General features: G+C 42.3%; 24 protein-coding genes, 3 tRNA genes and 1 pseudogene. 18 read left to right on the top strand and 10 right to left on the bottom strand.

Annotation, left to right across the window (positions count from 1 at the left end):
• The first annotated feature begins 70 nt into the window (after positions 1–70).
• The 3 genes from BK820_RS06690 to BK820_RS06680 all read left to right on the top strand — a co-directional run bounded on the left by BK820_RS06690 (position 71) and on the right by BK820_RS06680 (position 388).
• Positions 71–155, top strand: a tRNA-Leu gene (locus BK820_RS06690).
• 35 nt (positions 156–190) lie between these two features.
• Positions 191–264 (top strand) — tRNA-Trp (locus BK820_RS06685).
• 39 nt (positions 265–303) lie between these two features.
• A tRNA-Leu gene (locus tag BK820_RS06680) sits at positions 304–388 on the top strand.
• A gap of 137 nt (positions 389–525) precedes the next feature.
• Here BK820_RS06680 and BK820_RS06675 read toward each other — a convergent pair.
• Positions 526–729: a hypothetical protein gene (locus BK820_RS06675; protein ID WP_004812366.1), complete on the bottom strand. Its 204-nt coding sequence runs from the start codon at positions 727–729 to the stop codon at positions 526–528.
• Between the two features lie 397 nt (positions 730–1126).
• Here BK820_RS06675 and BK820_RS06670 point away from each other — a divergent pair, with 397 nt between their 5' ends.
• A complete protein-coding gene (locus BK820_RS06670; protein WP_004812367.1) occupies positions 1127–1399 on the top strand; it encodes a hypothetical protein in 273 nt (90 codons plus the stop codon).
• A gap of 8 nt (positions 1400–1407) precedes the next feature.
• On the opposite strand, the gene gloB is transcribed toward BK820_RS06670, so the two are convergent.
• Together gloB and BK820_RS06660 are read right to left on the bottom strand one after the other, a co-directional pair.
• Positions 1408–2142, bottom strand: a complete 735-nt coding sequence (gene gloB, locus BK820_RS06665) for a hydroxyacylglutathione hydrolase (protein ID WP_004812369.1) — start codon at positions 2140–2142, stop codon at positions 1408–1410.
• 121 nt (positions 2143–2263) lie between these two features.
• Positions 2264–2848: a flavin reductase family protein gene (locus tag BK820_RS06660; RefSeq protein ID WP_004812372.1), complete on the bottom strand. Its 585-nt coding sequence runs from the start codon at positions 2846–2848 to the stop codon at positions 2264–2266.
• A 126-nt stretch (positions 2849–2974) separates the two neighbouring features.
• Here BK820_RS06660 and BK820_RS06655 point away from each other — a divergent pair, with 126 nt between their 5' ends.
• Positions 2975–3796, top strand: a complete 822-nt coding sequence (locus tag BK820_RS06655; protein WP_004812373.1) for a PhzF family phenazine biosynthesis protein — start codon at positions 2975–2977, stop codon at positions 3794–3796.
• 126 nt (positions 3797–3922) lie between these two features.
• Entirely contained in the window at positions 3923–6709 is a 2787-nt protein-coding gene (locus BK820_RS06650) for a M16 family metallopeptidase (protein WP_071320479.1), read from the top strand.
• A gap of 155 nt (positions 6710–6864) precedes the next feature.
• On the opposite strand, the gene BK820_RS06645 is transcribed toward BK820_RS06650, so the two are convergent.
• Together BK820_RS06645 and BK820_RS06640 are read right to left on the bottom strand one after the other, a co-directional pair.
• A complete protein-coding gene (locus tag BK820_RS06645) occupies positions 6865–7926 on the bottom strand; it encodes an amidohydrolase family protein (protein ID WP_071320478.1) in 1062 nt (353 codons plus the stop codon).
• 122 nt (positions 7927–8048) lie between these two features.
• Positions 8049–8450, bottom strand: a complete 402-nt coding sequence (locus BK820_RS06640; RefSeq protein WP_071320477.1) for a DUF3144 domain-containing protein — start codon at positions 8448–8450, stop codon at positions 8049–8051.
• Positions 8451–8560: 110 nt separating this feature from the next.
• On the opposite strand from BK820_RS06640, the gene BK820_RS06635 reads away from it, so the two are divergent.
• Positions 8561–9193 carry a hypothetical protein gene (locus BK820_RS06635; RefSeq protein ID WP_004812381.1) on the top strand — a complete coding sequence of 211 codons (633 nt, stop codon included), beginning with the start codon at positions 8561–8563 and terminating at the stop codon, positions 9191–9193.
• A gap of 12 nt (positions 9194–9205) precedes the next feature.
• Here the strand turns inward: BK820_RS06635 and BK820_RS06630 are convergent, their stop codons facing one another.
• Positions 9206–10663, bottom strand: a complete 1458-nt coding sequence (locus tag BK820_RS06630; RefSeq protein WP_071320476.1) for a CYTH and CHAD domain-containing protein — start codon at positions 10661–10663, stop codon at positions 9206–9208.
• 161 nt (positions 10664–10824) lie between these two features.
• Complete coding sequence (locus tag BK820_RS06625) at positions 10825–12282, bottom strand: CYTH domain-containing protein (RefSeq protein ID WP_004812385.1); 1458 nt, start codon at positions 12280–12282, stop codon at positions 10825–10827.
• Positions 12283–12616: 334 nt separating this feature from the next.
• On the opposite strand from BK820_RS06625, the gene BK820_RS06620 reads away from it, so the two are divergent.
• A complete protein-coding gene (locus BK820_RS06620) occupies positions 12617–13000 on the top strand; it encodes an Mpo1-like protein (RefSeq protein WP_004812387.1) in 384 nt (127 codons plus the stop codon).
• 6 nt (positions 13001–13006) lie between these two features.
• Here BK820_RS06620 and BK820_RS06615 read toward each other — a convergent pair whose 3' ends face one another.
• A complete protein-coding gene (locus BK820_RS06615; protein WP_004812390.1) occupies positions 13007–13222 on the bottom strand; it encodes a hypothetical protein in 216 nt (71 codons plus the stop codon).
• A gap of 274 nt (positions 13223–13496) precedes the next feature.
• Between BK820_RS06615 and thiE the strand changes: the two genes are divergently transcribed.
• The 3 genes from thiE (at position 13497) to BK820_RS06600 (ending at position 16048) form a co-directional block, all read left to right on the top strand.
• A complete protein-coding gene (gene thiE, locus BK820_RS06610; protein ID WP_034424613.1) occupies positions 13497–14117 on the top strand; it encodes a thiamine phosphate synthase in 621 nt (206 codons plus the stop codon).
• A gap of 44 nt (positions 14118–14161) precedes the next feature.
• A complete protein-coding gene (gene hemL / locus BK820_RS06605; RefSeq protein ID WP_004812393.1) occupies positions 14162–15463 on the top strand; it encodes a glutamate-1-semialdehyde 2,1-aminomutase in 1302 nt (433 codons plus the stop codon).
• Positions 15464–15631: 168 nt separating this feature from the next.
• Positions 15632–16048 carry a GlcG/HbpS family heme-binding protein gene (locus BK820_RS06600; RefSeq protein WP_004812395.1) on the top strand — a complete coding sequence of 139 codons (417 nt, stop codon included), beginning with the start codon at positions 15632–15634 and terminating at the stop codon, positions 16046–16048.
• Positions 16049–16215: 167 nt separating this feature from the next.
• On the opposite strand, the gene BK820_RS06595 is transcribed toward BK820_RS06600, so the two are convergent.
• Entirely contained in the window at positions 16216–16413 is a 198-nt protein-coding gene (locus tag BK820_RS06595; protein ID WP_004812396.1) for a hypothetical protein, read from the bottom strand.
• 280 nt (positions 16414–16693) lie between these two features.
• Here BK820_RS06595 and BK820_RS06590 point away from each other — a divergent pair.
• The 5 genes and pseudogenes from BK820_RS06590 to BK820_RS06570 all read left to right on the top strand — a co-directional run bounded on the left by BK820_RS06590 (position 16694) and on the right by BK820_RS06570 (position 22566).
• Positions 16694–17404: pseudogene (locus BK820_RS06590) on the top strand (phosphopantetheine-binding protein).
• Between the two features lie 130 nt (positions 17405–17534).
• Positions 17535–18179, top strand: coding sequence for an RluA family pseudouridine synthase (locus tag BK820_RS06585; protein WP_004812400.1), 645 nt, complete (start codon positions 17535–17537; stop codon positions 18177–18179).
• 142 nt (positions 18180–18321) lie between these two features.
• Positions 18322–21159, top strand: a complete 2838-nt coding sequence (gene rapA, locus BK820_RS06580) for an RNA polymerase-associated protein RapA (protein WP_034424508.1) — start codon at positions 18322–18324, stop codon at positions 21157–21159.
• Between the two features lie 212 nt (positions 21160–21371).
• Positions 21372–21638: a PAAR domain-containing protein gene (locus tag BK820_RS06575; RefSeq protein ID WP_004812403.1), complete on the top strand. Its 267-nt coding sequence runs from the start codon at positions 21372–21374 to the stop codon at positions 21636–21638.
• 124 nt (positions 21639–21762) lie between these two features.
• The gene (locus BK820_RS06570) at positions 21763–22566 is read left to right on the top strand and encodes an alpha/beta fold hydrolase (protein ID WP_034424616.1); all 804 of its coding nucleotides are present in this window, start codon (positions 21763–21765) and stop codon (positions 22564–22566) included.
• 57 nt (positions 22567–22623) lie between these two features.
• On the opposite strand, the gene fabR is transcribed toward BK820_RS06570, so the two are convergent.
• Positions 22624–23304 carry an HTH-type transcriptional repressor FabR gene (fabR, locus tag BK820_RS06565; protein WP_004812408.1) on the bottom strand — a complete coding sequence of 227 codons (681 nt, stop codon included), beginning with the start codon at positions 23302–23304 and terminating at the stop codon, positions 22624–22626.
• A 149-nt stretch (positions 23305–23453) separates the two neighbouring features.
• Here fabR and BK820_RS06560 point away from each other — a divergent pair, with 149 nt between their 5' ends.
• Both BK820_RS06560 and BK820_RS06555 read left to right on the top strand, forming a co-directional pair.
• The gene (locus tag BK820_RS06560) at positions 23454–24521 is read left to right on the top strand and encodes a ferredoxin reductase (RefSeq protein ID WP_034424511.1); all 1068 of its coding nucleotides are present in this window, start codon (positions 23454–23456) and stop codon (positions 24519–24521) included.
• 14 nt (positions 24522–24535) lie between these two features.
• Entirely contained in the window at positions 24536–25630 is a 1095-nt protein-coding gene (locus BK820_RS06555) for a fatty acid desaturase family protein (protein WP_071320475.1), read from the top strand.
• The last annotated feature ends 280 nt before the right edge of the window (positions 25631–25910 follow it).

Below are 25910 nucleotides of genomic sequence, written 5' to 3'. Positions count from 1 at the left end.
TCAAATGATAAGCGTTTTATGAAAAAGTTCTTGTCAGGCTAAAATGATCTCTATAATATACACAGCCATCGGGGACGTGGCGAAATTGGTAGACGCACTGGATTTAGGTTCCAGCGCCGCGAGGTGTGAGAGTTCGAGTCTCTCCGTCCCCACCAAATTTACTTATGAGAATGAGTAGAGATGGTCGAGTAGAGGATTGGTGTAATGGTAGCATGACGGTCTCCAAAACCGTTCGTCAAGGTTCGAATCCTTGATCCTCTGCCATTAAAGTTTGAGAAATCCAGCGATAAGTTGGTACCCGATGGGGATGTGGCGAAATTGGTAGACGCACTGGATTTAGGTTCCAGCGCCGCGAGGTGTGAGAGTTCGAGTCTCTCCGTCCCCACCATTCAAAAGAGACAAGGTTGATGCCTTGTTTTTTTTCGCCTGAAATTTTATAGCTATAAAAAAAGCCCATCGAAATGGGCTAGCTTGGCGTTAAATTAAGATGTTTGAATTGATCTTTCGCGTTAAAAGTGACGCAAATTAAGCCTTCAAATGGTCTTCGAATTCTTCACCTAATTGCATCGCAAGGGTATTGCCAGAGAGATCACAGGTCACCAGACCATATTCTTTTTTAAAACTAAATGTAAAACCACGGTTGTCTGCCAAGGTACGTACGGAATACCCCAATTTTTCAAGCCATAGACGGAATGCCAGAAGATTTTTTGCTTTCACCACTTTTTTCACGAGATAACTCCTTCATCACTGTTCCTTAATAAATTAGGGTGAATAAAAAATTTTTAAAGGGGAAAATTTTAAAAATTCTTTAAATTTCCTGAAAATGCTTTTTTTATAGACAAATAATTGGATGAAGTTTCACTAATAAATAGCTAAATTTATGATTTATGAATGCTTTTAGATGTTGTAACTAAATATTATAAATTGTATGCTGATTGACTGAAATTTACGCATCATAAAGTTTTGAGTATGTTGCAGCCAAAGAGAGTCTACAGCTGGTTGAATTGTTATTCATTTCAATTTAGGTAGAGACTGCAGCAATCTTCTGGTTGACCATTTTTGCAATAAGTGATCCTCGATCAATGTGTAGAATAATTTATACTTGCAAAAAATAGTGAGTCTGAATATGACACAAGTAAATATTGAACAGTATGTAAAGGATTGCATTGAACGTATGCAGCAAGAGGATCAGACACCGGTTACTGTTATGTTGGGACATGAGGACTGGATTGAATTTACCGTACAGTCTCAAGTGGCATATACGCCATTCGGGAGCGCAAGACGTTATCAGCCAGCACTGGGCGGTTTATTACTGGTTCGGGTGGATGAAATGCATGCTTTACGCGTTGCGACCCAAGCAGAGCTGGATGCTTACGCGCAAAGCAATCAGATTCTCTAAAACCCTAATTAGAAATTGTCTTTCAAGGTTCTTAAACGGGCAAACTCTTCAACGCTGTCTGCACGCAAGAAAGGATTGGTTTTAAGTTCAATTTCAATCGTGCTGGGTAAGGTGCATTGGCCTAGCATTCTCAGACGTTCGACCTGTTCATGGCGCTCCTGAATTTCCAGATTATCTGGTTCTGCATGCAGTGCAAACTGGGCATTGGAAAGTGTATATTCATGTGTACAGTACACCTTGGTGCGCGGGGGTAATGCAGCCAGACGGGATAGAGAGTGGTACATCTGTTCAAAAGTACCTTCAAACACCCGTCCACAGCCCATTGCAAACAGGGTATCACCGCAGAACAGCGCATCTAGCGCATCAATAAAGTAGACAATGTGGCCTAAAGTGTGTCCCGGTACACTGATGATGCTGACATCGATACCATGAAAAGCGAATTCATCTTCATGCTCCAGAGGATGGCTGATGAATGGAATTTTACTCAATTCCTCACGAGGACCATATACCGGAATGTTTTTATCCTGAATCAGTTCGGGTACACCGCCAATATGGTCTTTATGCCAGTGGGTTAACCAGATCTGCGCTAGTTCCAGCCCATACTGCTGGCAATATTCCTGTACCAGACCAGCTTCTGTGGGATCAACAGCCACGACCTGTTTGGAGTGTGTATATTCCAGCAGCCAGATATAATTCTGTAAGTTATTTTTGACGTCTATACAGTGAATTTTGAAAGGCATCATTTCAGTTAAACCGTTTGAAGTTATTTAGTAAATTAGCATAATTACCCGGCATATGCAGATGCTGGGTCGATGTTTGTTGATGATTCATGTATCTGATTTTAAGAGTGTATAGGTTGGGTGATCAGTCTATATCATCCGCTGAAACCGGATCACCAATGCTATAAAAATGACCGCCTGCAATATGGTGAATGCTGCGCCATTCACGCTCCACGTCCTGATAATACCAGTGTCCATCACGGAACACGCGCTCGTCAGCATAAGCCGCAATGACCTTGCCAATAAACAGGTCATGAGTTTGCTGATTATGGGGTTCAGGAATCAGTTCACACAGCAGCCAGGCTGCACAACCCCTTACAACCGGAATGTCTGACTGATCAAACTGGAACAGTTCCACACCACATTGTTCTAACTTATTGGGTTGATCATGCATGCTGATCGTGCCAACAGCTTGCACCATGTTCAGTTGTTTAAGCGTAGGAACTTGCAAAGCAAAGTAACCAGAATTTTCAATAATTTTGCGGGTTTTGGTACTTTTATCTAAAACTACAGTGACTTTAGCTGGCTGGAATTCTAGTGCACAAGCCCAGGCTGCGGCCATAACATCCGTATTTTCCTGATCCCTGGCAGAGACCAACACCGTTGGACCATGATTGAGCAAACGATAGGATTTTTCCAGGGGTACAGCTTTCAGATGGGGATTAGACATTGCAGACCTTAAAATAAACAAATGTACGTGCTAAAAATTATGCACTTATTGGCTTATTAACATATATAAATTTTTTTGGCGAAAAAAGCTTTTAAACTAAAACGCTAAACAAAAGGAGTTTAAGCAATGAAAATGTATCAAGTGGATGCGTTCACTACGGAGCTGTTCAAGGGCAATCCCGCTGCGGTGATTGTGCAGGATGAGTGGCTGGATGAGAGCCTGATGCAAAACATTGCGCTGGAAAATAATTTATCTGAAACTGCCTTTGTAAAGACCATTGATGCAGAAAACTATGAAATTCGCTGGTTTACGCCAACGAAAGAAGTTGATTTCTGTGGGCATGCGACCTTGGCCAGCAGCTTTGTATTATTTCTGGATTATACCTCGCATAAAACCATTCGATTTCATGTAAAAAATCTCGGTATTTTTATAGTTAGTCAAGATGAAGATGGAAAAATCCGTATGAACTTCCCGATCCGTCGGGCAGTTTTGGTCGATGAATATCCTGCTATGTTGCGTGGAGCTTTGACCAAATCTTTTAAAAATGTCTATTTAAATGAACAGGCCTATATTATCGAATATGAGTCGGTACAGGATGTGCTGGATGAGACTCCGGATTTTGAATTACTGAAACAGGTCAATGATCGCCGTACCGCGATTACTGCGACTGGCGCATTGCTGGATGTCGCCTTAACGGCGGGTGCAGAACAGTATGACTGTGTATCGCGTTATTTTGCACCAAGTAATGGTATTAATGAAGATCCGGTGACAGGTTCAATTCATACCGGAATCGTGCCGATCTGGGCAGAAAAACTCGGAAAACAGCAGCTGGTTGCTTATCAGGGCTCAAGCCGGGGTGGTGTGCTGTATTGCGAGATGCAGGATAATGATCGGATTGAAATTTCAGGTTATGGCAAGCTGTATATGAAAGCTGAAATTCTGCTTTAATCAGATAGAATATCTAAAAGCTGTTGTGAACAGCAGCTTTTATAAAAATACAACTCACAACAAGAGAGTCATTCTCTATGATGTTCACTGAATAAAAAGTTCATGTTTAAATTTGCTGGATCCAGAATGTCACTACGTTTTAAAAAATTAACACTTTCCATGTTTTTAATGGGCGCAGCGACGCTCAGTTTTGCTCAACCAGTATTGGTAAAAACAGAACAAAATATTGAAGAATATAAACTGGATAATGGTTTAAGAATTGTCCTTGCACCAAATGACAAAGAAAATAAGACTTTTATGAATACGGTCTATTTCACCGGTTCATTGAACGATCCGCAGGGGAAAGGTGGTCTGGCACATCTATTAGAACATTTAGCCTTTAAAGGGACTGAAAATATTAAAGGCGATGAATTTCAGCGTCGTCTGGATCAGTACACACTCTCATCGAATGCCAGTACGGATTATTATTCCACCAAATATACCAATCTGGTTCGCCCTGAAAGTACTGCACTGGCTGCGGTGATCCAGCTTGAAGCAGAACGGATGGATAAGCTGGTACTGCAAGAAAAATATGTGCCAACTGAAATTGATATTGTTAAACGTGAACGTGAAATCCGTCTGGATCAGCCATTTTCAGTATTGATGGATCAAATCTTTAAATCAGCTTATGGCAACCAGCATCTTGGTCGTCTGCCAATTGGCGATTTAAACGAGCTGCAATCGATCAATATGCAGGAACTGAATCAATTCTACCGGACCTGGTATGCACCAAATAATGCCTATATAGTAATTTCAGGCAAGTTCGACAAGAAACAGGTATTAAAATATATTGACCAGCATTTTAGTCCAATCAAGGCACGTTCTGTACCAGAACAGCCGAAAGTACCAGAGTTAAGTCCTGAAAAGATTAAACAGCGTGAGTTTACTGTGGCCAAAGGCAGTGATTTTGCCAAATTCAATATCTATCTGAACCGTTCAGAAGTAGCTAAGCAGAACGCATTATCGGTAACACCAACGCTGTACACCTTGCAGCCGAGCGGGCATCTGTATCAGGGGGTTGTCGAGCAGGGAACAGCGACAGCTGTACAGTCTGCCACCTGGTTAGATAAGGACTTTAATATGGTCTTCATGGGTGCAGTCTATGCACCGAATCATGATGCGAAAAAGGTCGAACAGGCGTTGCAGAATGGTGTCGAGCAGGGTAAAGGTTTTAATGAAACTGAGCTGAACCGGGTTAAAAATATGAGCCGCAATGCTGCTGAGAACATTAAAAATAATGCAGCAGCACTAGGTTCACGCCTGAGTGATTATATTGCATCTTCCAATGGAGACTGGAGCAAATATTTTAAGGATCTGGATGCAATTCAAAACCTGACTGTGGCAGATGCTAACTCGATCTATAAAGATTTCTTTAAGGCGGAATACCGCATTCAGGGCAATATTGTACCTACGCCTGAAGATCAGAAAAAAGCCAAACAGCAAGAGCAGCTTGCAGAAGCCAAACCAACCCTGGATCTAAAACCTGTCACTGAAGAACCATTAAAAGATGTTTCGGTTTACCAGGCGGAAGTGAAACAGTATGTGAAGGAGTCTAAAAAGCTACTGACCAGCAAAGAAAAGCAGATCCAGCGTGGCAAACTGCAAAATGGCATTCAGTATGCTTTGTTCCCCACCCAGACCCGCGATGACAAAGTCTACTCGACGATTGCCCTTGATTTTGGTACAGCTGAAACACTCAAGCATAAAGGGGAATTGCTGGATCTGATGGCTTACTTGATCATGCGAGCTTCTGAGACTCACAGCCTGCAACAGATTTCAGACAAAACTATTGAAGTAGGTGGCTCGGCCAATGTCAGTGCATCAGGCAATGGCCTGAATATTTCGATTTCAGCCAAAAAAGAATATTTTGAGGAATATTTTAAATACATTCTGGATGTATTGAAAAATCCGACTTTTGAACAGAGCCAGTTTGACCTGATCAAGTCTCAGTCTTTGTCCAACTTAGACCGTCCTTATACAGAACCGGATACAGTGACCAGTCTGACTTTTGCGCGTCTGCTTGAGCGTTATGAGCCGGGAGATTTACGTTATCACTTTGAGCCTGACTTGGCTAAACAGCAGATCAACGCAGCGACGCGTGAACAGGTCCAGCAACTGTATCAACGTTTCTTTAAAACCCATCATGCCCGCGTTGCGGTCACGGGTGAATTTAAACCTCAAGCGATGCAGACGCTGATCAAGCAGGAATTTGAGGGCTGGAAGAGCAATGAGCCTTATACTCGCCTCAAGTCTGAATATGTCGCGCGTACTGCTGAAAGGGTACATGCATTATCGGAACAGCGCGAGTTTGGCAGCTATGTCGCCGCCATTTCAATTCCGGTGGGTTCAGATCATCCAGATGTACCTGCATTACTGGTATTAAGACACATTTTGGGTGATTCACAACTGTCTTCTCGTCTGGCACAGGAATTACGTGAAAAGAATGCCTTGGTCTATGGCTTTAGTGCCAATGTAGATTTCGCTGAATGGGACAATGCCGGTGCCTTGGCCTTTGGCGCAAACTATACTGCAGGACGCTCTGGCCAAGTATCGGATTCAATACGTAAGGTGATTGCTGAGCTACGTAGCAAAGGTGTCACGGCACAAGAAGTCGAAGCTGCAAAAGCCAGTATTTTGAAAAAACGTGTCACAGCACTGGAAGATGATCGCCGTATTCATAGCATGCTGGTGCCTCAGTTGGAACGGAACCGTGACTTGAACTATCGTCAGAAACGTGACCGCGCGGTGGCAGCCTTAACCAAAGCAGATATCGATGCCGTGATTCAAAAGTATCTGACTGCCGATCAGCTGGTAGAAGTGATGTCGGATCAATATGGGCAGCCAGTAAATCAGACCACGCTTACGAAACGTTAAATCTGCTTAATTCTGATAGATAACTGACTAAAAAACCTCCTCAATGCAGGAGGTTTTTATAAGGAAGGGAAATGTTTATTCTTTAATAGTAGTAAATATCTTCCATAAGTGAGAGGTAATAGATATTCCATAATTTCTGGCCATTTTCTCAACCTTTAAAGCCGGTAAAAACCTTTAGCATTATCATAAAAAACAGATTTTAAAGCATTTCCATCATAGCCATGCACGATATCACTAAAAGCATCAATGATATCGACCAGATTTGCACTGACCCGATCCATCGGAAAATTGGAGGCAAACATGGCACGATCCGTTCCAAAGCATTTTAGGGCATGCTGAATCAGAGGCGTCGCAAGTTCAATCAGCTGCGCTTTGGAAGCTAATTGTCGCTGCTGATGAAAATGATGACCCAGCACTGGCATAAATAGCGCAGAGACTTTGGTCATGACATTCGGACACTCTGCCAGTTTGGCCAGATCTGTTTGCCAGTTTTCTAGAATCCGTTGCCTTTCCTGTGCAGTTTTTCCAGTACCTTTACCCACTGTGCCAAATAGTCCAACAGGCGTGCCGAGATGATCCAGAACAATCGGTGTTTCAGGGAAAGTCTTAGCAAGATGAATCACATCAGAAATCTGGGTGGAATAGACCCAGGCATCAAAACTCAGCCTGGCTTTGGCCAGATGTTCAAACCCTTTCAGGAATTTTTTATTAAGGTACAAATGGGGTTCATCAGCCCAGGCATGCACGCCTTTATCTGGATGCACGGAAGCCATTTTACGGATCCCACGAAACTTGGGCGAAGCTTCTTGATGGAGTTGCAGTAACTTTTTAAAGTCTTTCCTGCGTGGATCCGCGGTAGCCACAATTGCACCCAATGCCAGATCGTGTGCCTGAAAAGGCAGACCGGCTACAAATCGGGTTTCATTCACGACACCTGTGCCTTTGTGTTCATGCCAGCCAGCTTCAATATGTACTACCTGTTCGACCTGATAATGAGCAATATCCTGTTTGTAATGGGCAGGTAAATAAGGTGCGGTAATGTGTTCAGTCAGGCCTATCGTTTCAATAATTGGTTTTGGATTCAGGAGGCGCACCATACGGTCCAGCAGGCGAGGATGCTTACCAAACAGTTTGACTGCCAGTGCAGCTGCATGAGGGGTGTGATAGGGATCCCACTGATGGATATGTGGGTCGATGATGGGGAAACTAAGCTGCATGACTTTCCTTGTTGTTATTGGAATTATTCTTATTGCTATATAGAAGTAAAATAATACGGGCGTCAATGCAAAAAGTTGATCTAAAAATGCCAGGCATAAAAAAAGCCCCGAAGGGCTGAGCATTAATGATCGTGGTCATGATCATGTTTATGCTTGTTAGCATGGAATTCTTCGTTATGACGGAAGCGCAAATAGTTTTCAAACTGCTCGCAGTATTCGTCATAATTGTCTTCCAGCATCATCTGAAACTGCTGAAGAATGTAAGACATCACCTGATCTTTGGCATCACGCATTTCATTGCCGTCTTTGAAATTGTTGGCTGCCACCCAGGTATTAAAACGGGCAGTTGCAAACAGCATCGAAGCGCTGACTTGACCACGCTTTTCTGCAGGATTTTCCTGAGAGCCTTTTTCTACGCGGCTAAACTCATTGGCTTGCTTGATAAATTCATCAGCACGTTCAAAGAATGCAGCATTTAACGCTTCTTCTTCGGTTACATCGGTTGCTTCAATCTTTTGAACCATGAATTTTTCCTGACACTAAAATCTTAATCGACTCATTATAGGCAAAGCCTTGCAGAAACTAAACCTTTGCCTTAATCTAAAAATAGCCTAAGCATAAAAATGTGATTCCCATGCAAGATGCAATTGCTGTACAAAGCCTAAAAAGTGACATTGCCTTATTACGTCAAAATATCTGGCCACCAGTCAATCTGGCCAATGTTGAAGGACTACCAATTTACTATGGCAGCAAGTCGCAGGTGGAAGAATATTATCGTCAGTGGACGGGTCTGATTGAAAGGGCGCAGGATCTGTTTCAGCCTTTTATGGAAGATGAGGTGCTGGATGCAGTTCATCTGCCGAGCCATTTAAATCTGCCATTATTCTATTTTCATGTCGATCGTATCCGGATCAATAAAACCCGTGCCAAAGAATCAAAAACTTTTCGTGGCATTGCCAGTCTGGTAGAAAAATGCGGTCAATTCGAGCCGGCACAGATTCAGGCGATGCAACGCTGGCTAGACAGTGATGAGACAGCAGCACTGGTAGCACATCGGGAATTTGTCGATTTGCGCACTTATGTGTTCCAGCATGGGCAAAGTGAATATACTCGGACTCGATTCTATGTGAATGGTATTGTCCTGAGCGTAGAGCAGCATTTCGAACTGGTAGATGCACGAGATAAGCCACGTAAACAGCGCAGTGACAGTTATAACGATCCGCTTGCCGATAACAATACCTGGAAAGTTTACGGTAAATATCGCTAAGTATTTACTGATCTATTTCTTCCAGAAAGGCTGTACCTGGGCAAATTGCTGTAACTCTGCCTGAATTTCCTTTTGCAGCCGCTGTTGCTCCGCATGCAACCAGCCTAGCACAAACCATGCTTTAGGCTTTCGTTTCACATAAGGCTGATATAGACTTTCTGCAACATGTAGGTCATTATATTGACCCAGGCTTTCCTGTAGCGGTTTTAACGCTTTGAGATAATTTTTCACCTGTTTGGCTGGAAACAGGTTTTGCAGAAATTCGATGTTATAGCGTAAACGCTTTACCCGTTTACGGGTACGATGCTGATCTTCAATTGCCAGCTCACAAAACTGTTCAGCATCGGCACAGATCTGCTGATGTAATTTGCCTAGACGCTTATACAGCATACGAATATCTGTAGTGACCTGTTTAGGTTCAGCCTCACTATAACGGAGTAAGTCCAGTATCAGATAATTGGTTTCTGGTTCCCGGAACACCTGTTCTACATCGACATTTTCTTCTGTTGCCGGTGGTAAGCTCAGAATCGGTGATCCGGCAGCTTCAAGTTGTGGCAATAAGCTTTCTGCCAAGGCATCGCGATCACGTGCTGCACCGAGTTGCTGAAAAAGCTCAGTCAGTTGCTCCACCCAAATAGGAGGAATTTCTAGCTCATCGACATTAAAAAAGCGTAAGGCACTGCGCAGACGACGGATAGCGACCCGAGCTTGATGAATATGTTCACTGTCATAATGTTCAGTAGACAGTGCCGTCGCATTAGGAAGTAGGTGTTGCAAGGTATTTCTAATAATTTTCTGCAACATGCCATGTAGGTTATCATCCTTGCTTAATACCAGCGGCAGTTGATGTTGAGCTGGCGTAATGCTGCTGCCTTCAATCAAAGCATAGCCACGATCTGACTTGCTACGGCTGTCTAGCCATAAGTCATAACGTTGGATCCAGGGTTGTACAAATTCGATCAGTTCACTCAGCTGTCCTTGTTTGAGTTCAAATTCCAGCTCATAAATGGCAATAAATTCTGTACCATGCCGGATTTCACCTTGATCAAAAGCAATTTCAATCACACTGTTTTTATAGTTTTCTACATGAATAGAACGTTGCACTTCAGTTTCAAATTGCAGATTTAAAGGAATTTTTAGTGATCCTAATGCTTCTTTAAGCAGTTCACTGACTTCAGGATAATTTTTATAGTGTTTAAGGTCACATTGTTCAGGCTGTTCTTTTCCTAGCTCAAATTCCACCTCCAGACGCTCAAAAGGCTGTTTCCCAGGAGCTTTAAGGGTCTGTAGCCAGATTTCATTTTCCAGGCGCTGCCGTAAAGCAATGCCATGCTCGCGCAGCTGTAACTCAGTCGTATCAAAATAACGAGCCCAGAGATGATTACGCACTAGCGTTAAACTGATGAAGTCTTGTTGCAGCTGTGCGTGCATGTGGGAGGGAACTTGAAATTTGAGTTCGATTTCTGCCATCGGGTGCTCCTCCTCGATACGGCGTCTAATAATTATAATAGTGAATATAGCCCAAAGCGTTTGGAAAAGATAAGCTGCAAATGCAACAAAAAAGCACCTCTGCGACTGAAGTGCTTTAGGATAGATTTTCTACAACTGCAATAAAACTTGATAAAGCGACTTTATTTTAAAAACTTGCGGCTTATCAGAAACTGTTCTGTGGCCTCTAGCAGTTTTTGCGCATAAACTTCCTGCTTTGCAGTCAGCCAGCCCAAGACAAACCAGTCACTGGCTTCCAGCTCGGTCTGTTGAATATAGACTGCAGAAGAGGCCAGTGTCTGATATTCATTTGCTGCCTGCTGCGCATCATTTAATGCCTTACTGTATTTTTGCAGGTTTTTGACATCATAAATTGTGGTCAAAATCGGGAAGCTAAATTTTAATTCCTGAATGCGAATTGCTAGCTGATCCAGACTCTCAAAATTGGTAATATCAGTCTGACTCATTTGTTCCTGCAAAACTTTGTATTGTTGCTGCAAAGTAGTTTGCGCTGCAGATTTTAATTCCAGTGGCTTGGCTTCATCTGTACTTAAGCTGAAGATCAGTAATTCCAGATAGTGATGCACATTCTGGGTGGATTTCACCAGATTACCCAGCTTCTCTTTGGCATAAAGGATATCTTTAGTCAGGTTCTCTGCGGTTGTAGGATTTTGCAGGAAGCCAGCCAGAGTGTTCTGCATGTGCTGTAAATGTTGCAGATGTTCAAACTGCTGTTTAAAGGCAGACAGCTGATGAGCCCATTTGTCTGAAACCTGAGTATGCCAATCTTTAAACAAAAGTAGGGTCAGATAGAGATGATCTAAGGCCTGTTGTGCCTGATCAATATGATCCTGCTCTGCGACCTGCGCTGAAATTGCTGCGATATTAGGCAGTAAATGCTGCATCTGCTGGGCGATCAGACTACATAAAGCTTTGGCTGCACTATCTTTTTTGCTGAGCTGGAATTCTTTAGCTGGTACCGCTGGGCTAACTTTTTGCTGCGTTGCAAGCAGGTTACCGATTTCTGCTTTGCTGCGCACATCGAGCCATAGCTGATATTTCTTAACCCATTCAAAGCTAAATGCCAGCAATTGTTCAACTGAACCACTTTTTAGTTCGAATTCGACTTCATGGACTTCCTGTTCGGCATCTAGAGTACGGATCGCACCGATATCGAGGGCAACTTCAATTCCAGTGCCTTCATATTCAATCACGCGCAGGGTACGGGTGATATCCGTTTCAAACTGTAGCTTGAGCTGGCTGATCTGATCACCCAGTGCGTTATTTAAAATTTGTTGCGCTTCTGGTGCAGTGGCATAAATATTTAGATCCAGTTCAGGTGCCCGTTCCAGTTCACCCAGGTCATGATTATGTTCAAAACGTTCAATATGGCTTTTACCGGCTGCTTTTAAGGTTTGTACCCAACGAGTGCCTTCCAGACGCTGACGCAGGGCTACGCCACTTTTTGAAAGCAGACGGTCTTCGGTGTCATAGTATTTGGCTTGCAGTTGAATCTGTTCGGACTTCTTCGGATCAAGTGCCTTTAACAGCGCAGTGCGGCGTGCTGCAGGAATCTGAAATTTAAGTTCAACTTCAACCATGATAAATATCCTGTTTGTACTGTCTATAAAGGTGATAGACAGAGCTGATGATGCTTTGTATATGCTGTGGATGTGAGCACATACACGCTGCAATCATGTTTTTAATTTTTAAGTCGAAGATTGTAACTAAAATCATTTTTTTAGTAAGACTTGACCAGGCTAAAAAAATCATGAACCTGTTTAAATTGATAGAATTTATTCATGCCTAAGCAGTTGAAAGCATGCTAGATTCAAGGAAAATTAAACATAGCTGAGAAAGCTCACTGCATGAAATCGCACTTTTAAATGTTTAAATAATGCGCTAATGTGAAATTAAAAATATCAGGATGATGCCATGAATGCACAAGTAGAACCTAAAGCGAATCTGACGCTAGCAGTTAGCCAGCCAATGCCGATCCGTGATTATCATGAATTTTATCGATTTTATCTGACTGAACACCGCAATATTATGAGTCGCCGTCTGCATGTAGCAGGGAGCAGTATCGGGCTGTATTTCTTTAGCAAGGCGATCATACAGCGTAAACCTAAATATTTTCTTTATGGACTGGCATCGGGTTATGCCTGTGCTTGGATCGGACATTTTATTTTTGAGAAAAACAAGCCCGCTAGCTTTAAGCAGCCACTATATAGTTTTGTCTCGGATTGGCGTATGTTTGCTGATGTATTGCGTGGCAATATCAGCCTGATTAGTCGTGATCAGGACAAGATTCCAAGTTAAAACGGATTAAAAAATAAAAAAATGTATTGATGGGTCATCAAAATTACAGGAAAACGCTTGCAAGCTTAGAGTTAATGTTCTAATAATTAAGGCGTTGTCTAAAGGTAATATTTTACCAAAAGATATAGCAGCAAGAATTACACAGTTTTCCATGCCTGGAGTGACCTTCTCCGGGCTTTTTTTATGGCCAACATCCGGCAAGGTAAAATTATTACCTGACATTCTGCAATGCTCCTACAAATTGGGTGCATAAAAATCAGGGTATCAAATGAGTGATTCATAACTGATGATTATTTTTATGTGATTTATTTAAGTCAAATAGCAGATATAAATTATCCCTGAAATTATTAATTTTCCACATTAAATGAACTGGTTATTTTGATACTGCATTCCTTGTATTTATTTACTGAAAATATGTCGTTATATAAGTTTGCATGGTGTCATCATGCTCTTGGTTATGCCTATAATAGCTGATGTATTTTGAATGGCGGCAGTCATGCGCGGTTTGTATTTAATTACCAATGATGATCCAATTGAACTTCTTCTTGCGAAACTTGAAGGTGCGATGGCAACTTATGAAGTTGCAGTACTTCAGTATCGTCGTAAAAAAGTGGCGAAAGAAAATCAGGCTTATGAAATCGAATATATGAAACAAATGTGTGAACAATATAAAGTTCCATTTGTGATTAATGATGATTTAGAAACTGCGGTAAAATATGGCGTAGGTGTGCATTTGGGGCAGGGTGATGGTTCCATTCAGGAAGCTGTTGAACGGTTACCTAAAAATGTTTTGATTGGTCGTAGTTGCAACAACTCACTTGAGCTGGCTGAACAAGCCATTGCAGATGGTGCAAATTATGTGGCATTTGGCGCAATCTATGCCACTGATAGTAAACCTGAAGCGGGCAATATTGGCTTGGAAACCTTAAAACTGGCCAAGCAAAAATTAAATGTACCCATCTGTGCAATTGGTGGCTTAACTGTTGAAAACTCGAAAGAAGTGATTGAGGCAGGTGCGGATCTTTGTGCGGTTATTAGCGATGTTTTAGGTCGTTCAATGTCTACTGTCGGTCAACGTGTGTATGACTGGTCAGAACTATTTGCTGAACAAGTTTAATTTTTTTTATTTCTTATCTTATTTTTTTGAGTTGAGTGATTCTCATGAGTTTATCTCCAAAGCAAGAACAACTATTTAAACAAGCCAATAAACATATTCCAGGTGGCGTAAACTCACCTGTACGTGCTTTTAACGGTGTAGGCGGTACGCCAGTCTTTATCGAAAAGGCACAAGGTGCTTATCTATACGATGTTGATGGTAAACGTTATGTGGACTATGTTGGTTCATGGGGCCCGATGATTTTGGGTCATGCGCATCCAGCGATTATTAAAGCTGTTCAGGATGCTGCGGTAGATGGCTTAAGCTTTGGTGCACCGACGGTTCATGAAACGACTTTGGCGGATATCATTTGCGATATCATGCCATCAATTGAACTGGTTCGTATGACCAACTCAGGTACTGAAGCAACGATGACTGCGATCCGTCTGGCACGTGGTTATACTGGCCGTGACAAGATCGTGAAGTTTGAAGGTTGTTACCACGGTCACTCGGATTCCTTACTGGTAAAAGCAGGTTCAGGGCTTTTGACCAAAGGCGAGGGCGAAGCGACTTCTGCGGGCGTACCAGCGGACTTTGCAAAACATACCTTAACACTTCCATACAATGACATCGCTACCTTAAAAGAATGCTTTGCCAAGTTCGGTTCTGAAATTGCGGGTGTGATTGTTGAACCTGTGGCAGGTAACATGAACCTGGTGAAACCGATTGACGGGTTTCTTCAAGCCATTCGTGATGTCTGTGATGAGCATGGTTCAGTTTTCATTATTGATGAAGTAATGACAGGTTTCCGTGTTGGTCTTGGCGGTGCTCAGGCACATTACGGCGTAACTCCTGACTTAACCACTTTGGGTAAAATCATCGGTGCGGGTTTGCCAGTGGGTGCATTCGGAGGTAAACGTGAAGTGATGGAATGCATCGCACCGCTTGGTAAGGTATATCAAGCAGGTACTTTATCAGGTAACCCACTGGCAATGCGTGCTGGTATCGAGATGTTTAAGCATCTGTGTCAAGAAGGTTTCTATGAGAAATTAACTGCGCAACTTGAGAAACTGCTGGTTGGTTTACAAGCTGCTGCGGATGAAACTAGTATTCCGTTCAAGACCCAACAAGTCGGTGGTATGTTTGGTCTATACTTTACTGATCAAGAAGACATCACCAGCTTCGATTCAATGTTGAAATGCGATGTCGATGCTTTCCGTAAATTCTTCCATGGGATGCTCAATCGTGGCGTAAATCTGGCGCCATCAGCATTTGAAGCAGGCTTTATTTCGGCTGCACATTCTGATGAAGATATTGCCTATACCATTCAAGCAGCAAAAGAAACTTTTGCTGAGATGAAAGGGTAAATTTAAATCCTCCCTAACCCTCTCTTGGGCTTTATTTTATAAGCAATTTATAAGCAATGCTTTTAATATTCGCTCAGGAGAGGGTATTCATCGTTGTAAATAAAGATCACACTTCTCCCTAACCCTCCCCTAAAAGGAGAGGGAAGCTTCAGTTAATTTGAGATCAAAATGCAAACCAAACATTATTTGACTTTAAGTGATGCAGAATTTTTATTAGATCAAGCCCATCAATATGCGATTCAGAATAGCTTTAATGTCAGCATTGCGGTGGTGGATGAAACGGGTAATTTACTTGCGATGAAGCGTATGGATGGTGCTTCACCTATGACGGCTAACTTATGTCTGGAAAAAGCCAAGTGTTCTGCCATGAGTCGCCGTCCATCCAAGCTATTTGAAGATATTATTAAAGGCGGCCAGATGGGTTTTCTGACAATGGATACCTTCTCGGGTATGTTGGAAGGTGGTGAGCCGATTCTGTATCAAGGGCAGTTAGTGGGTGCAATCGGTGTATCTGGTGTGAAGTCGTTTGAAGATGCGGAGATTGCTCAGGTAGCAATTGAGAAGTTTTTAGCACAGCTGAGTTAATTCAAAATAGAAATTGATTAATTCAATTCAATAAATTGTTCCAAAATGAAGCGTGAAATATCAAATAAAAGCCCAATCGGTAATGAGGGGGCTTTTCTATATAAAATAAAAATCGTATTTCATGTCACGTTTATTATATTTTCTCCAATTTTAGAAAAAGTTTAAATTTACCTTTCGAATATTTGGCCTATTTCTAGTCTAGTGTAACCACGTTCTTTAAAGATCAAAACAATAGCTTGTCTATAATCCTCAGAAGTAGAAGTTCTATATTTATTAATTAATTGCTGCTCAGAATTAAGCTGGAGGTCATTTTTTATCGTCAATACTTCTGTAGAGACTTTATTAAAAATCTTGAAATTCAACATATAGGCGCTCTTTATCATTATTGTAGCGGCCCGACTACAACACACACCTGCCTTAGCTTAGTTAGACACCCTTAGTGACAAGGATTACAAATTAAAAAAGAATCTGCAAGTTTTTCTAAAGATGGAGCATGAATAATTTACTAAATTTATGTCTATTTAATATAAGGGTATTATATGAAATTAGTTCAATAAATGTTTGTGCAATCAAAAATTTTTCAAATTGAGACTAGACTAAAATATCATGAATCCTCATGCCATTTTGTATTTATAAGAGTCTACTATGCTGTACCCAATGCCTAAAAAAATCCAGTTTGCACCTTCCCAAGCCAAATGGCAACTGTCCTCAACACAATCTGTTCTAGTTCTTGTAGGCTTACAAAATCTACGCTTGATGCAGGGGATTCAAGACAGTGTGCTTATGCAAAACCTGATTCAAATCAGCAACAAAGCCAAAGCACTCGATATTCCCATTGTTGACCTGTACGGTGATGATCTGATTCAAGGTATGCAGCAACTCGGTGAATATGCCTCAACCCATCCACAGTTAATCTTTGCAGGCACAATCACCTCAATGTTGAAACAAATCCTGCCACATTTACAAAGTGTGACTGAGCAAATTTGCGTGATTGATGATGCGATCCTATTGTCAAATCAAGAACAGCACATTCAGTGGATCGATAATATTTCTGCACAAGGCTTGCATCATATGAATAGTTATAGCTTGACCCGATTATGGAATCTGAGTGCGCCAGCAGAATATGTGTTGTCGAGCAAAGGTATTATGTTAGCAGTAGCAGAACAGCTGGATATGGATGTACTAGATATTGATCCACATGTAGATTTAAGACAATGCGGACTGGACTCGATCGCTGTGGTAAGCCTGGTTGGTGTGTAGCGCGCTAATGGTGCAAATGTCCGTTATGAAGATGTTTATGAATATCCTTCACTAGAAGAACTGGTGAGTTTTGTTCTGCAATCAGCACGCAGATAAGCACGAATTGGGCAATTTTCTTAATATAATCGGAAATTTCATCGGCAATTACAGAAAACGACATTGTAATTCTGTGCCAAGCTTTCTATCATTGCCGCCTTGTTTTGCGCGATCAGCCAGGGATTGAACTTTGAGCAATTTTCTAACCGAACATCTGATTCATCGTGATGACGATTTTATGGTCATTCATAAACCAGCAGGTTTACTCACAGTACCCGGTAAAACAGAAGATTTGCAAGATTGCCTGATTAACAGATTAGTAGAATTAGAACCAAAAACACTGCTTATTCATCGTCTCGATCGGGATACCTCTGGAATTCTGGTCTTTGCCTTAAGCCGTGAAGGGCAAAAAGTGATCTCCCGGCAGTTTCAAGAACGCCAAACAGATAAAGTCTATCAAGCAATTGTGGCCGGCACATTAGAAGGTGAGGGTACTGTCGATGTACCGGTGATCTATGATCCAAGCCGTCCACCATTACATATTGCTGAACCAAATCATAACAAGCCCGCATTGACCCACTGGCAGGCAGTCGAGCATTTTGAAATTCAGGGACAGCCCGTTACTCGCGTCAAACTGACACCCATTACCGGCCGTTCACATCAGCTCCGTGTACACATGCAGTATCTCGGTCATCCAATTATTGGCGATACTTTATATGCTACAGTGCAACAGCAACAGTTGATGCCACGCCTGTGTCTGCATGCAGAACAGCTCAGTTTTATTCATCCTAAAAATGCAGAAAAAGTCGAGTTTTATTGCCCTGCACCATTCTAGGAAATACTTGTTTAATCGTCGTTATTGATGCCCACTTTTGGTGGGCTTTGTGTCAAAATATATTGCTTGAAGGTGTGAAATTTTGCTCAAATGATGTGTTATTTTTGAGCATAATCTTTACAGTCTTGTACTTAAGATAAAGGTGGAAAAATTGCAGCAGTTTGCTATTGGTCAACGTTGGTTATCAGATACTGAAACAGAACTCGGTCTGGGGGTTCTCATTGATGTTGATGAGCGATCGGTCAGCATTTTATTCCCGAAAAGCGACGAAACCCGTGTCTATGCACGTAGCAATGCGCCTTTGTCTCGTATCATTTTTAATGTAAATGATGAACTGCAAGACCAGGAAGGCAATACCTGGACGGTTGAATCTTTTGAAGATCGCAACGGCGTGGTGCGCTATCAGGTTGTACGTACTTTAAGTGATGGTACTGAGGAACGTAAAGCTCTGAATGAAACCCGTATTGGTGCAACCATTCAGTTGTCTAAGCCATTAGACCGTTTGCTGGCTAGCCAGATCGATTATAAAGAATGGTATGACCTGCGCATTGAAGCCATGCTCATGCAAGCCAATATGCAAAGCAGCCCGTTACGTGGTCTGGTTGGCTCACGTGTAGGCCTGATTCCGCATCAGTTATATATCGCACACGAAGTAGGTAAACGTTTTGCACCACGTGTATTGCTGGCGGATGAAGTAGGTCTGGGTAAAACCATTGAAGCCGGTTTGATCATTCACCAACAGTTAAAAACTGGCCGTTCTGAACGTATTCTGATTCTGGTACCAGATTCACTGCAATATCAGTGGATGATTGAAATGCGCCGTCGTTTCAATCTGGAATTCTCACTATTTGATTTAACCCGTACTGCATCGATCAAAGAACACGATCCTGATCTGAACCCATTCCTGACTGAACAACGCATTATTGCTTCTATTGACCTGATGATTGACCACGAAGACCTGCGTGAGCAGGCACTTGAAGCTGGTTTTGATCTGCTGGTTGTCGATGAAGCGCATCATTTGATGTGGAGTGAAGAAGAGGGTGGTAACGACCGTTACGATCTGGTTGAAGAACTATCTGAAAAAACATCAGGCGTATTATTGTTAACGGCAACACCTGAACAGCTGGGTGTGGAATCGCACTTTGCGCGTTTACGTTTGCTGGATCCACAACGTTTCAGTTCATTAGACCGTTTCCTGGATGAAGAAGCACAATATCAGCAGACTGCAAAAATTGCTGAAGTGCTAATGTCAGATATGCCACTTGAAGAAGGGCATCTGGCAGCACTTGAAGGTCTGCTTGGTCATCGTATTGAAGATAACCCTGAGCAACGTTTCCGTGCGATTCACGAACTGCTGGACCGCCATGGTACTGGCCGTATCCTGTTCCGTAATACCCGTGAAGCCATTCAGGGCTTCCCGGGGCGGGACTGCCAGCCAGCACCATTACCAGCACCTGAAAACTGGTCTAAAAATGGCAAGCTACGTGAACAAATGTGGCCCGAAGAATCACAGCTTGATGGTTCCTGGATGGAATCAGACCCACGAGTAATGTGGTTGATGGAAAAACTCCGCACTGATCTCAAACACAAAAAAGTGCTTTTGATTGCGCGTAGTGGTCCAGTAGTAGAAGCACTGGAAAATGTGCTACGTCTTCATGCTGGTATCCGTACTGCGATGTTCCATGAAGGCATGAGCCTGCTGGAACGTGACCAGGCAGCAGCTTATTTCGCTGAAGAGTCTTATGGCGCGCAGATTTTGCTGTGTTCAGAAATTGGTTCTGAAGGCCGTAACTTCCAGTTTGCTTCTGACTTGATCCTATTTGACTTGCCAGCAAATCCAGATGTGCTTGAGCAGCGTATCGGTCGTCTGGATCGTATCGGTCAGGAAAATCGTATCCAGATCCATGTGCCTTATCTGGTCGGTACTGCACAAGAGCGTATGTTCCGCTGGTATAACGAAGCACTGAATATTTTCAGCAATATTTCGCCAACTGCGCAAACATTGCAAGAAAACTTCATTATTGAATTAAAAGACTGTTTACTTGCTGATAAAGGTCAGGCTTTTGAAGACCTGCTAGAAGAAGTGACTGTACAACGTCAGGCGCTGGAAGCAGAACTGCAAGAAGGCCGTGACCGCCTGCTGGAGTATAACTCTTGCCGTCCAATGGTGGCACAGGAAATCGTCACTGCGCTTGAAGACTATGACGATAATACGACTTTGCCAATGTTTATGAAGCGCTTTATGGCATCGACCAACATTGATTTTGATGAGCAAAGTAATGGTACTGTGATCATCAAGCCAACCGATCAAATGCAGGTGCAAGGTCTGACTCTGGATGAAGAGGGCATGACTGCAACCTTCTATCGTGATCAGGCACAAATCCGTGAAGATGCTCAATACTTGACGCTTGAACATCCATTCACTGAAAGTGTGATGGAAATGATCAATACGCAAGGTTTTGGTAGTACCAACGTTGCGGTGTTGAAGTCTGCTGCATTGCCACAAGGTTCAGTATTGCTTGAAGTCTGGTTTAAAGTGGATGTCGTGGCACCGAAAGCACTGAACTTGCCATCAAGCCTGCCACAGCAATTGGTTCGGGTATTGCTTAGTGAAAAAGGTCAGGATCTGTCGCAAAAAATTGCACCAGAAATCCTGAAGCCATACTTGCATCATCTGGATGGCAATAGCTGCCGTCAGGTCGTAAAAGCGCGTCGTGAAGTAATTGAAGCACGTTATCAACAGGCACTGGAACTGGCTCGTGCTGCTTTGCCGCAATTCAAGCAACAGGCGAAGGAAGTCTATGGCAGCAAATGGCAATATGAAATTGACCGTCTGACTTATCTGAAACAGTTCAACCCAAGCATCCGTGAAGATGAAATTTCTCGTCTGCAAAAACTGCAGAAAGAAGGTTTAAGCTTACTGGATGGTCTGTCTGTAACCCCAGAAGCGATTCAGGTGATGGTGGTGGTTAAACCATAACAATCATCTAAGAAAAGGCAGCCTTCGGGCTGTTTTTTTTATGGCTATTTTTCTACAAGAAATCTGAATTGAAATTATGAGGATTTATATGATTAAAACTATTTCATTTAGATAAGAATATTTGTTTGAAGATATAAGCTGTCAGTAAATGGTTGTTGTTAAAAATCATCTTCGGTTAAAATGGTAAAAAACCATAACAAGAAATCAAAATAATGTCTCAGGCGTTTATTACTCTAGGCTCGCAAACTTCACATGGTGGTGTAGTTGCTGAAGCGGAAAATTCTATATTAATTCAGGGAATCGCTGTGCATTTACAAGGCATGAAGCATTACTGTCCCAAGTGCAATAGCGTGGTGACCGCCATTGCCAAAAATCAATCCATAACTGTTTTAGGGCGGGCTGTGATTGTCGCAGGTGACAAAGCCAGTTGTGGCGCCCAGTTTCTGGCAAATCAGCATCTGACAGTTTCGCAAAAATAATCCAGCTGCTTTTATCCTTCATTCGGTGACTTCAAGGTCATGCTTAGGAAGAATATGTGCTCATTTTTAGTCATCTTTAAGGTTAAGCTTGCAGACATCATGGATTGAAAAACTATATAACCGCATGAAGCCAGCCTTACATTTTACCCATGCCAATGGCATTCCATCAGCGACCTATCGGAAGTTCCTGAACGGTTTTCAGTATGAATATACGGTTAAAAGTATTCCTTTGATCGGCATGAATCCAGATTATCCAATTACCACAGACTGGCGTTATTTGGTGGATGAGGTGATTGCCGATATTGAACAGCAATTTTCAGGAAAATCAGTGATTGGACTTGGACACTCTTTTGGTGGTTTAGTTACGATGATGGCGGCTTATAAAAAGTCAGCTTTATTTTCTAAGCTCATCATTATGGATCCGCCTTTTGTGATTGGGAAAAACAGTGCGTTATTTGAACTGGTAAAAAAGCTCAATTTAAAAAGTATTGATCGCTTTACTCCGGCAGGTATTACTTTAAAGCGTAAAGACCACTGGTCATCTCAGCTGGACGCGGTAGAGGCGCTGAGATCGAATCGTCTGTTTAAGCATTTTGATGAACAGTGTTTTCAGGACTATATCGACAGTGGAATTGTTGAAGATCAACAGCGCGGTGGTGTAACTTTAAAAATTCCAAAACAGGTGGAAGCAGAAATCTTTCGGACAGTTCCGGCCTGGTGGTGGCGTACCCCGCGTAAAGCACCGCAAGTTCCCATTCACCTCATCACTGCAGAACAGAGCCAGTTCTATCAACAGGGTCTGCCGCAAGGCTTAAAGAAAATTTATCAAATTGATTATTCAGTCTTGCCAGGTGGACATATGTTTCCACTGGAACAGCCAAAACAGGTAGCTGAATATGTAAAAGCCAAACTGAAAACTTTGGGATAATATCGAATAAAAAGAGATAACCGGCATCTCTTTCTATTTAGCTTGCATTCATTAGGATTAACGGATTTGAGACTGATCGAGATGTCGAGCACCTTCCAAAATCATACGGATCATGATCATAGTCTGTTCGGCAATTTCCTGACGTTCATCAGCTGGCATATCTATCACTTTGGCACCCATGTTAAATACCAGCTGGGTAATCGCTTTGGCAGCGATATCCGGATAGAGCAGACGGCTTTTATTTAGTCTTTCCAGACGTACCAGGTCTTCCTGTAATTCCTGCTGAAAATACTGGAGTTGACGTTCTACCGCCTGTTTATATGATTGTGAACCAGTATAGCCTTCACGGAGTAACAAACTCAGGTTGCCTTCATCAGCATCTAACTGGGCAATAAATACTTCTACTGAACTACGAATAATACTGTTCTGTTTCGATGCCTTTAAACGCGATTCATTCAGAATCTTACGCAATACCAGACCGGCACGGTCAATCAGTTCAATTGCCAGTTCATCGATATCTTTAAAGTGACGATAAAAGCTGTTCGGTGCAATGCCGGCTTCGCGTGCTACTTCACGCAGGCTTAAAGAGGCAATACTTTTTTGTGGGCCAATCAGATTTAAGGCTGCCTGAAACAGTTCTTCTTTGGTAATCGTCGCCTTACGCCCCACGCTGCGTACAATGATCGGTTCATCAATGTTGTTTGTTTTGAGTAGGGAAGCGTCACTGCTTATTTTCATTGAAGACTCGTCATGTATTGGATATGAGGCATTCCAGTATTATAGCGAAGCGCAGCAAACTTGTGAAATGAATAGAAACAATACAGGTGTATATACAAATATATATACATGTGTATAATAATTCAAAACCCAACAAGATTGCTATGAAGATGCAGGTACTCGCAAAACGTAAATCGCCGATCGATTTCTTTAAAGAAAGCGTGATTGATCAGCATGCGATTAATTTCTGGATGCAGAAATTTAACCCACTCTGGTCGCTGAACCAGCCATTGGGCAAGATTGTGCATAAAGAAAATGCTGCCCAGGATATGGTCAGCCTGAAAATTCAGGTCAATCGCTTGTTCAAATTTGGCGAAGCGGGCCAGCATCATCCAGTTTACGTTGTGGTAAATGGTATTCGTTACGAGCGTAGCTATAGTCTGACTCAGCTGGATCAGCAACATGTGTTACTGACCATCAAGAAAGTTGAAGATGGTAAGGTAAGTCATTGGGCGGCAAATATCGCTCAAGTTGGTGACATTATTGAATTCGGTTTGCCATTTGGTGATATGACTTTAGCTATTGAAGCAACACCAATGCTGTTGTTGGCAGCGGGTAGTGGTATTACACCTATGCTGAGTTTGCTCGAAGCATTGAGCAAGACTGGCAAGCTGAGTCAACAGCCAGTACAGCTTCTGTACTGGGTAAAGCATTATCAAGATGTCGCATTCAAATCACGTTTTGAAGAATTTGCTGCGCAGTATCCAAACTTTAGCTTTAAAGTATTCGCGACTCAGGAACAACTGGCTGCGGAACGCTTGAATCAAAGTCATCTGACCAATCTTCAAAATATTGATCAAACAACAGTCTATGCTTGCGGTCCATCAGGTTTTGTCGCTCAGGCAGAAATACTGTTTGCTCATGCCAAAGTATTTAAGTCTGAAGCTTTCAGCATGAGTTTGGACGATAACACTGAAACAGGCTTTGTGAATGTCACACTGACGCAATCTAATAAAGTTGTTAGCATTCCAAAAGGTCAGTCTATTCTGGCGAGTCTGGAACAGCAAAATATTAAACCGAACCACGGCTGTCGTATGGGTATTTGTAATAAATGCGCTTGCAATAAAGTTGAAGGTTCTACCAAAAATTTAGTCAATGGCGCACAAAATAAAGAACCAGGAAATCTCCTGAAAATTTGTGTGAATTCAGCGCAGACTGACCTTGTCATCGACCTATAAGCGAGTTGATCACTATGAATATGCCAGTAAAATTTCAGTATTTTAAAAATCCAAAAAACCGTGAGCTGACACAGACAGAATTGGACGAACTTGCGCGTGAACTTGATGCGATCAAGCAGGAAGTGCTAGATGACTTGGGCGAGAAAGACGCGAAATACATCCGTCGTGTCTATTCTGCAGTTCGTTACTCTTCTATCGCGGGTCGTGCGTTATTGTTCGCAGGCTGGTTCCCACCAGCATGGATTTTAGGTACAGGTCTGCTTGGTTTTGCCAAAATCATGGAAAATATGGAGTTGGGTCATAATGTCATGCACGGTCAGTACGACTGGATGAATGATCCTAAGATGAATGGCCAGACCTATGAATGGGACATTGTGGGTACTTCTGATAACTGGCGTCAAACCCATAACTTTAAACATCATACCTATACCAATATTAAAGGTATGGATGATGATATCGGCTATGGTCTGGTTCGTCTGTTCCCTGAACAACGCTGGAAACCGGGTTATTTATTACAACCGATTTACAGCATTCCATTCTGCCTGTTGTTCCAATGGGGCGTAGCGATTCAAAACCTGGAACTGGGTAAATACTTCAAGGGTCGTAAAACCAAGGAAAAGACCAAAGAAGAATGGAAACCAATGCAGCGTAAAATTACCAAGCAGCTGTTTAAGGACTATGTCTTCTTCCCGTTGATTGCAGGTCCTGCTGCATTGCCGGTGTTCGCTGGTAATATGGTGGCGAATGGCATCCGTAACGTTTGGACATTTAGTATTATTTTCTGTGGTCACTTTACCAAGGATGTTGAAGTATTCCCGAAATCAGTACTGGAAAACGAAAGCCGTGGTCACTGGTATATGCGCCAGATTCGTGGTTCATCGAATCTGACAGGCTCTGTAGCGTTTCATATTCTGACTGGTCATTTGAGCCATCAGATTGAGCATCATTTATACCCTGATGTACCTGCACGTCGTTATCGTCAAATGGCGCCAAAAGTTCAGGCGGTTTGTGAAAAATATGGTCTGAACTATAACAATGCCAGTCTGGTGAAACAGTACGGCAGCGTGATCAAGCGTATTGTGAAATATGCTTTTCCATTTAAAAAATAAGTTTCTATAATTTAATAGACAACCACTTCAATTGAAGTGGTTTTTTTATTCCTTCAATTATATTTTCAGTCTTGAACATGGCTACGTAAAATCCGAATGAGATTGATATAGTTTCCTTTCTTTGCGGCTGAAATGACACGATCGATTTCTTCTTTTTTCCATTTATGCCGACGTGCAGCACAAATAAATTTTGATAGCAAGATAAAAGGATTGTCACCGTATTGGATATATAGATTTCTTATGTATTTGGGGGGATTAAATTAGACCTCTTTCATAAATC

The organism is Acinetobacter sp. LCT-H3 (genome assembly GCF_001866125.1).
GTDB classification, from domain to species: domain Bacteria; phylum Pseudomonadota; class Gammaproteobacteria; order Pseudomonadales; family Moraxellaceae; genus Acinetobacter; species Acinetobacter schindleri.
The sequence above is the reverse complement of the archived record's forward strand: the minus strand, read 5'-3'. Positions and strand labels throughout refer to the sequence as shown.

Excerpts from the sequence above, each read along its gene's own strand:
- BK820_RS06555 (WP_071320475.1), top strand. The coding sequence starts at position 24,536 with ATGAATATGCCAGTAAAATTTCAGTATTTTAAAAATCCAAAAAACCGT.
- BK820_RS06560 (WP_034424511.1), top strand. The coding sequence starts at position 23,454 with ATGCAGGTACTCGCAAAACGTAAATCGCCGATCGATTTCTTTAAAGAA.
- BK820_RS06635 (WP_004812381.1), top strand. The coding sequence starts at position 8,561 with ATGCAAGATGCAATTGCTGTACAAAGCCTAAAAAGTGACATTGCCTTA.
- thiE (WP_034424613.1), top strand. The coding sequence starts at position 13,497 with ATGCGCGGTTTGTATTTAATTACCAATGATGATCCAATTGAACTTCTT.
- BK820_RS06575 (WP_004812403.1), top strand. The coding sequence starts at position 21,372 with ATGTCTCAGGCGTTTATTACTCTAGGCTCGCAAACTTCACATGGTGGT.
- BK820_RS06660 (WP_004812372.1), bottom strand. The coding sequence starts at position 2,848 with ATGTCTAATCCCCATCTGAAAGCTGTACCCCTGGAAAAATCCTATCGT.
- gloB (WP_004812369.1), bottom strand. The coding sequence starts at position 2,142 with ATGATGCCTTTCAAAATTCACTGTATAGACGTCAAAAATAACTTACAG.
- BK820_RS06625 (WP_004812385.1), bottom strand. The coding sequence starts at position 12,282 with ATGGTTGAAGTTGAACTTAAATTTCAGATTCCTGCAGCACGCCGCACT.
- BK820_RS06655 (WP_004812373.1), top strand. The coding sequence starts at position 2,975 with ATGAAAATGTATCAAGTGGATGCGTTCACTACGGAGCTGTTCAAGGGC.
- fabR (WP_004812408.1), bottom strand. The coding sequence starts at position 23,304 with ATGAAAATAAGCAGTGACGCTTCCCTACTCAAAACAAACAACATTGAT.
- BK820_RS06650 (WP_071320479.1), top strand. The coding sequence starts at position 3,923 with ATGTCACTACGTTTTAAAAAATTAACACTTTCCATGTTTTTAATGGGC.
- BK820_RS06615 (WP_004812390.1), bottom strand. The coding sequence starts at position 13,222 with ATGTCAGGTAATAATTTTACCTTGCCGGATGTTGGCCATAAAAAAAGC.
- BK820_RS06620 (WP_004812387.1), top strand. The coding sequence starts at position 12,617 with ATGAATGCACAAGTAGAACCTAAAGCGAATCTGACGCTAGCAGTTAGC.
- BK820_RS06570 (WP_034424616.1), top strand. The coding sequence starts at position 21,763 with ATGAAGCCAGCCTTACATTTTACCCATGCCAATGGCATTCCATCAGCG.
- BK820_RS06600 (WP_004812395.1), top strand. The coding sequence starts at position 15,632 with ATGCAAACCAAACATTATTTGACTTTAAGTGATGCAGAATTTTTATTA.
- BK820_RS06595 (WP_004812396.1), bottom strand. The coding sequence starts at position 16,413 with ATGTTGAATTTCAAGATTTTTAATAAAGTCTCTACAGAAGTATTGACG.
- hemL (WP_004812393.1), top strand. The coding sequence starts at position 14,162 with ATGAGTTTATCTCCAAAGCAAGAACAACTATTTAAACAAGCCAATAAA.
- BK820_RS06640 (WP_071320477.1), bottom strand. The coding sequence starts at position 8,450 with ATGGTTCAAAAGATTGAAGCAACCGATGTAACCGAAGAAGAAGCGTTA.
- BK820_RS06630 (WP_071320476.1), bottom strand. The coding sequence starts at position 10,663 with ATGGCAGAAATCGAACTCAAATTTCAAGTTCCCTCCCACATGCACGCA.
- BK820_RS06670 (WP_004812367.1), top strand. The coding sequence starts at position 1,127 with ATGACACAAGTAAATATTGAACAGTATGTAAAGGATTGCATTGAACGT.
- BK820_RS06645 (WP_071320478.1), bottom strand. The coding sequence starts at position 7,926 with ATGCAGCTTAGTTTCCCCATCATCGACCCACATATCCATCAGTGGGAT.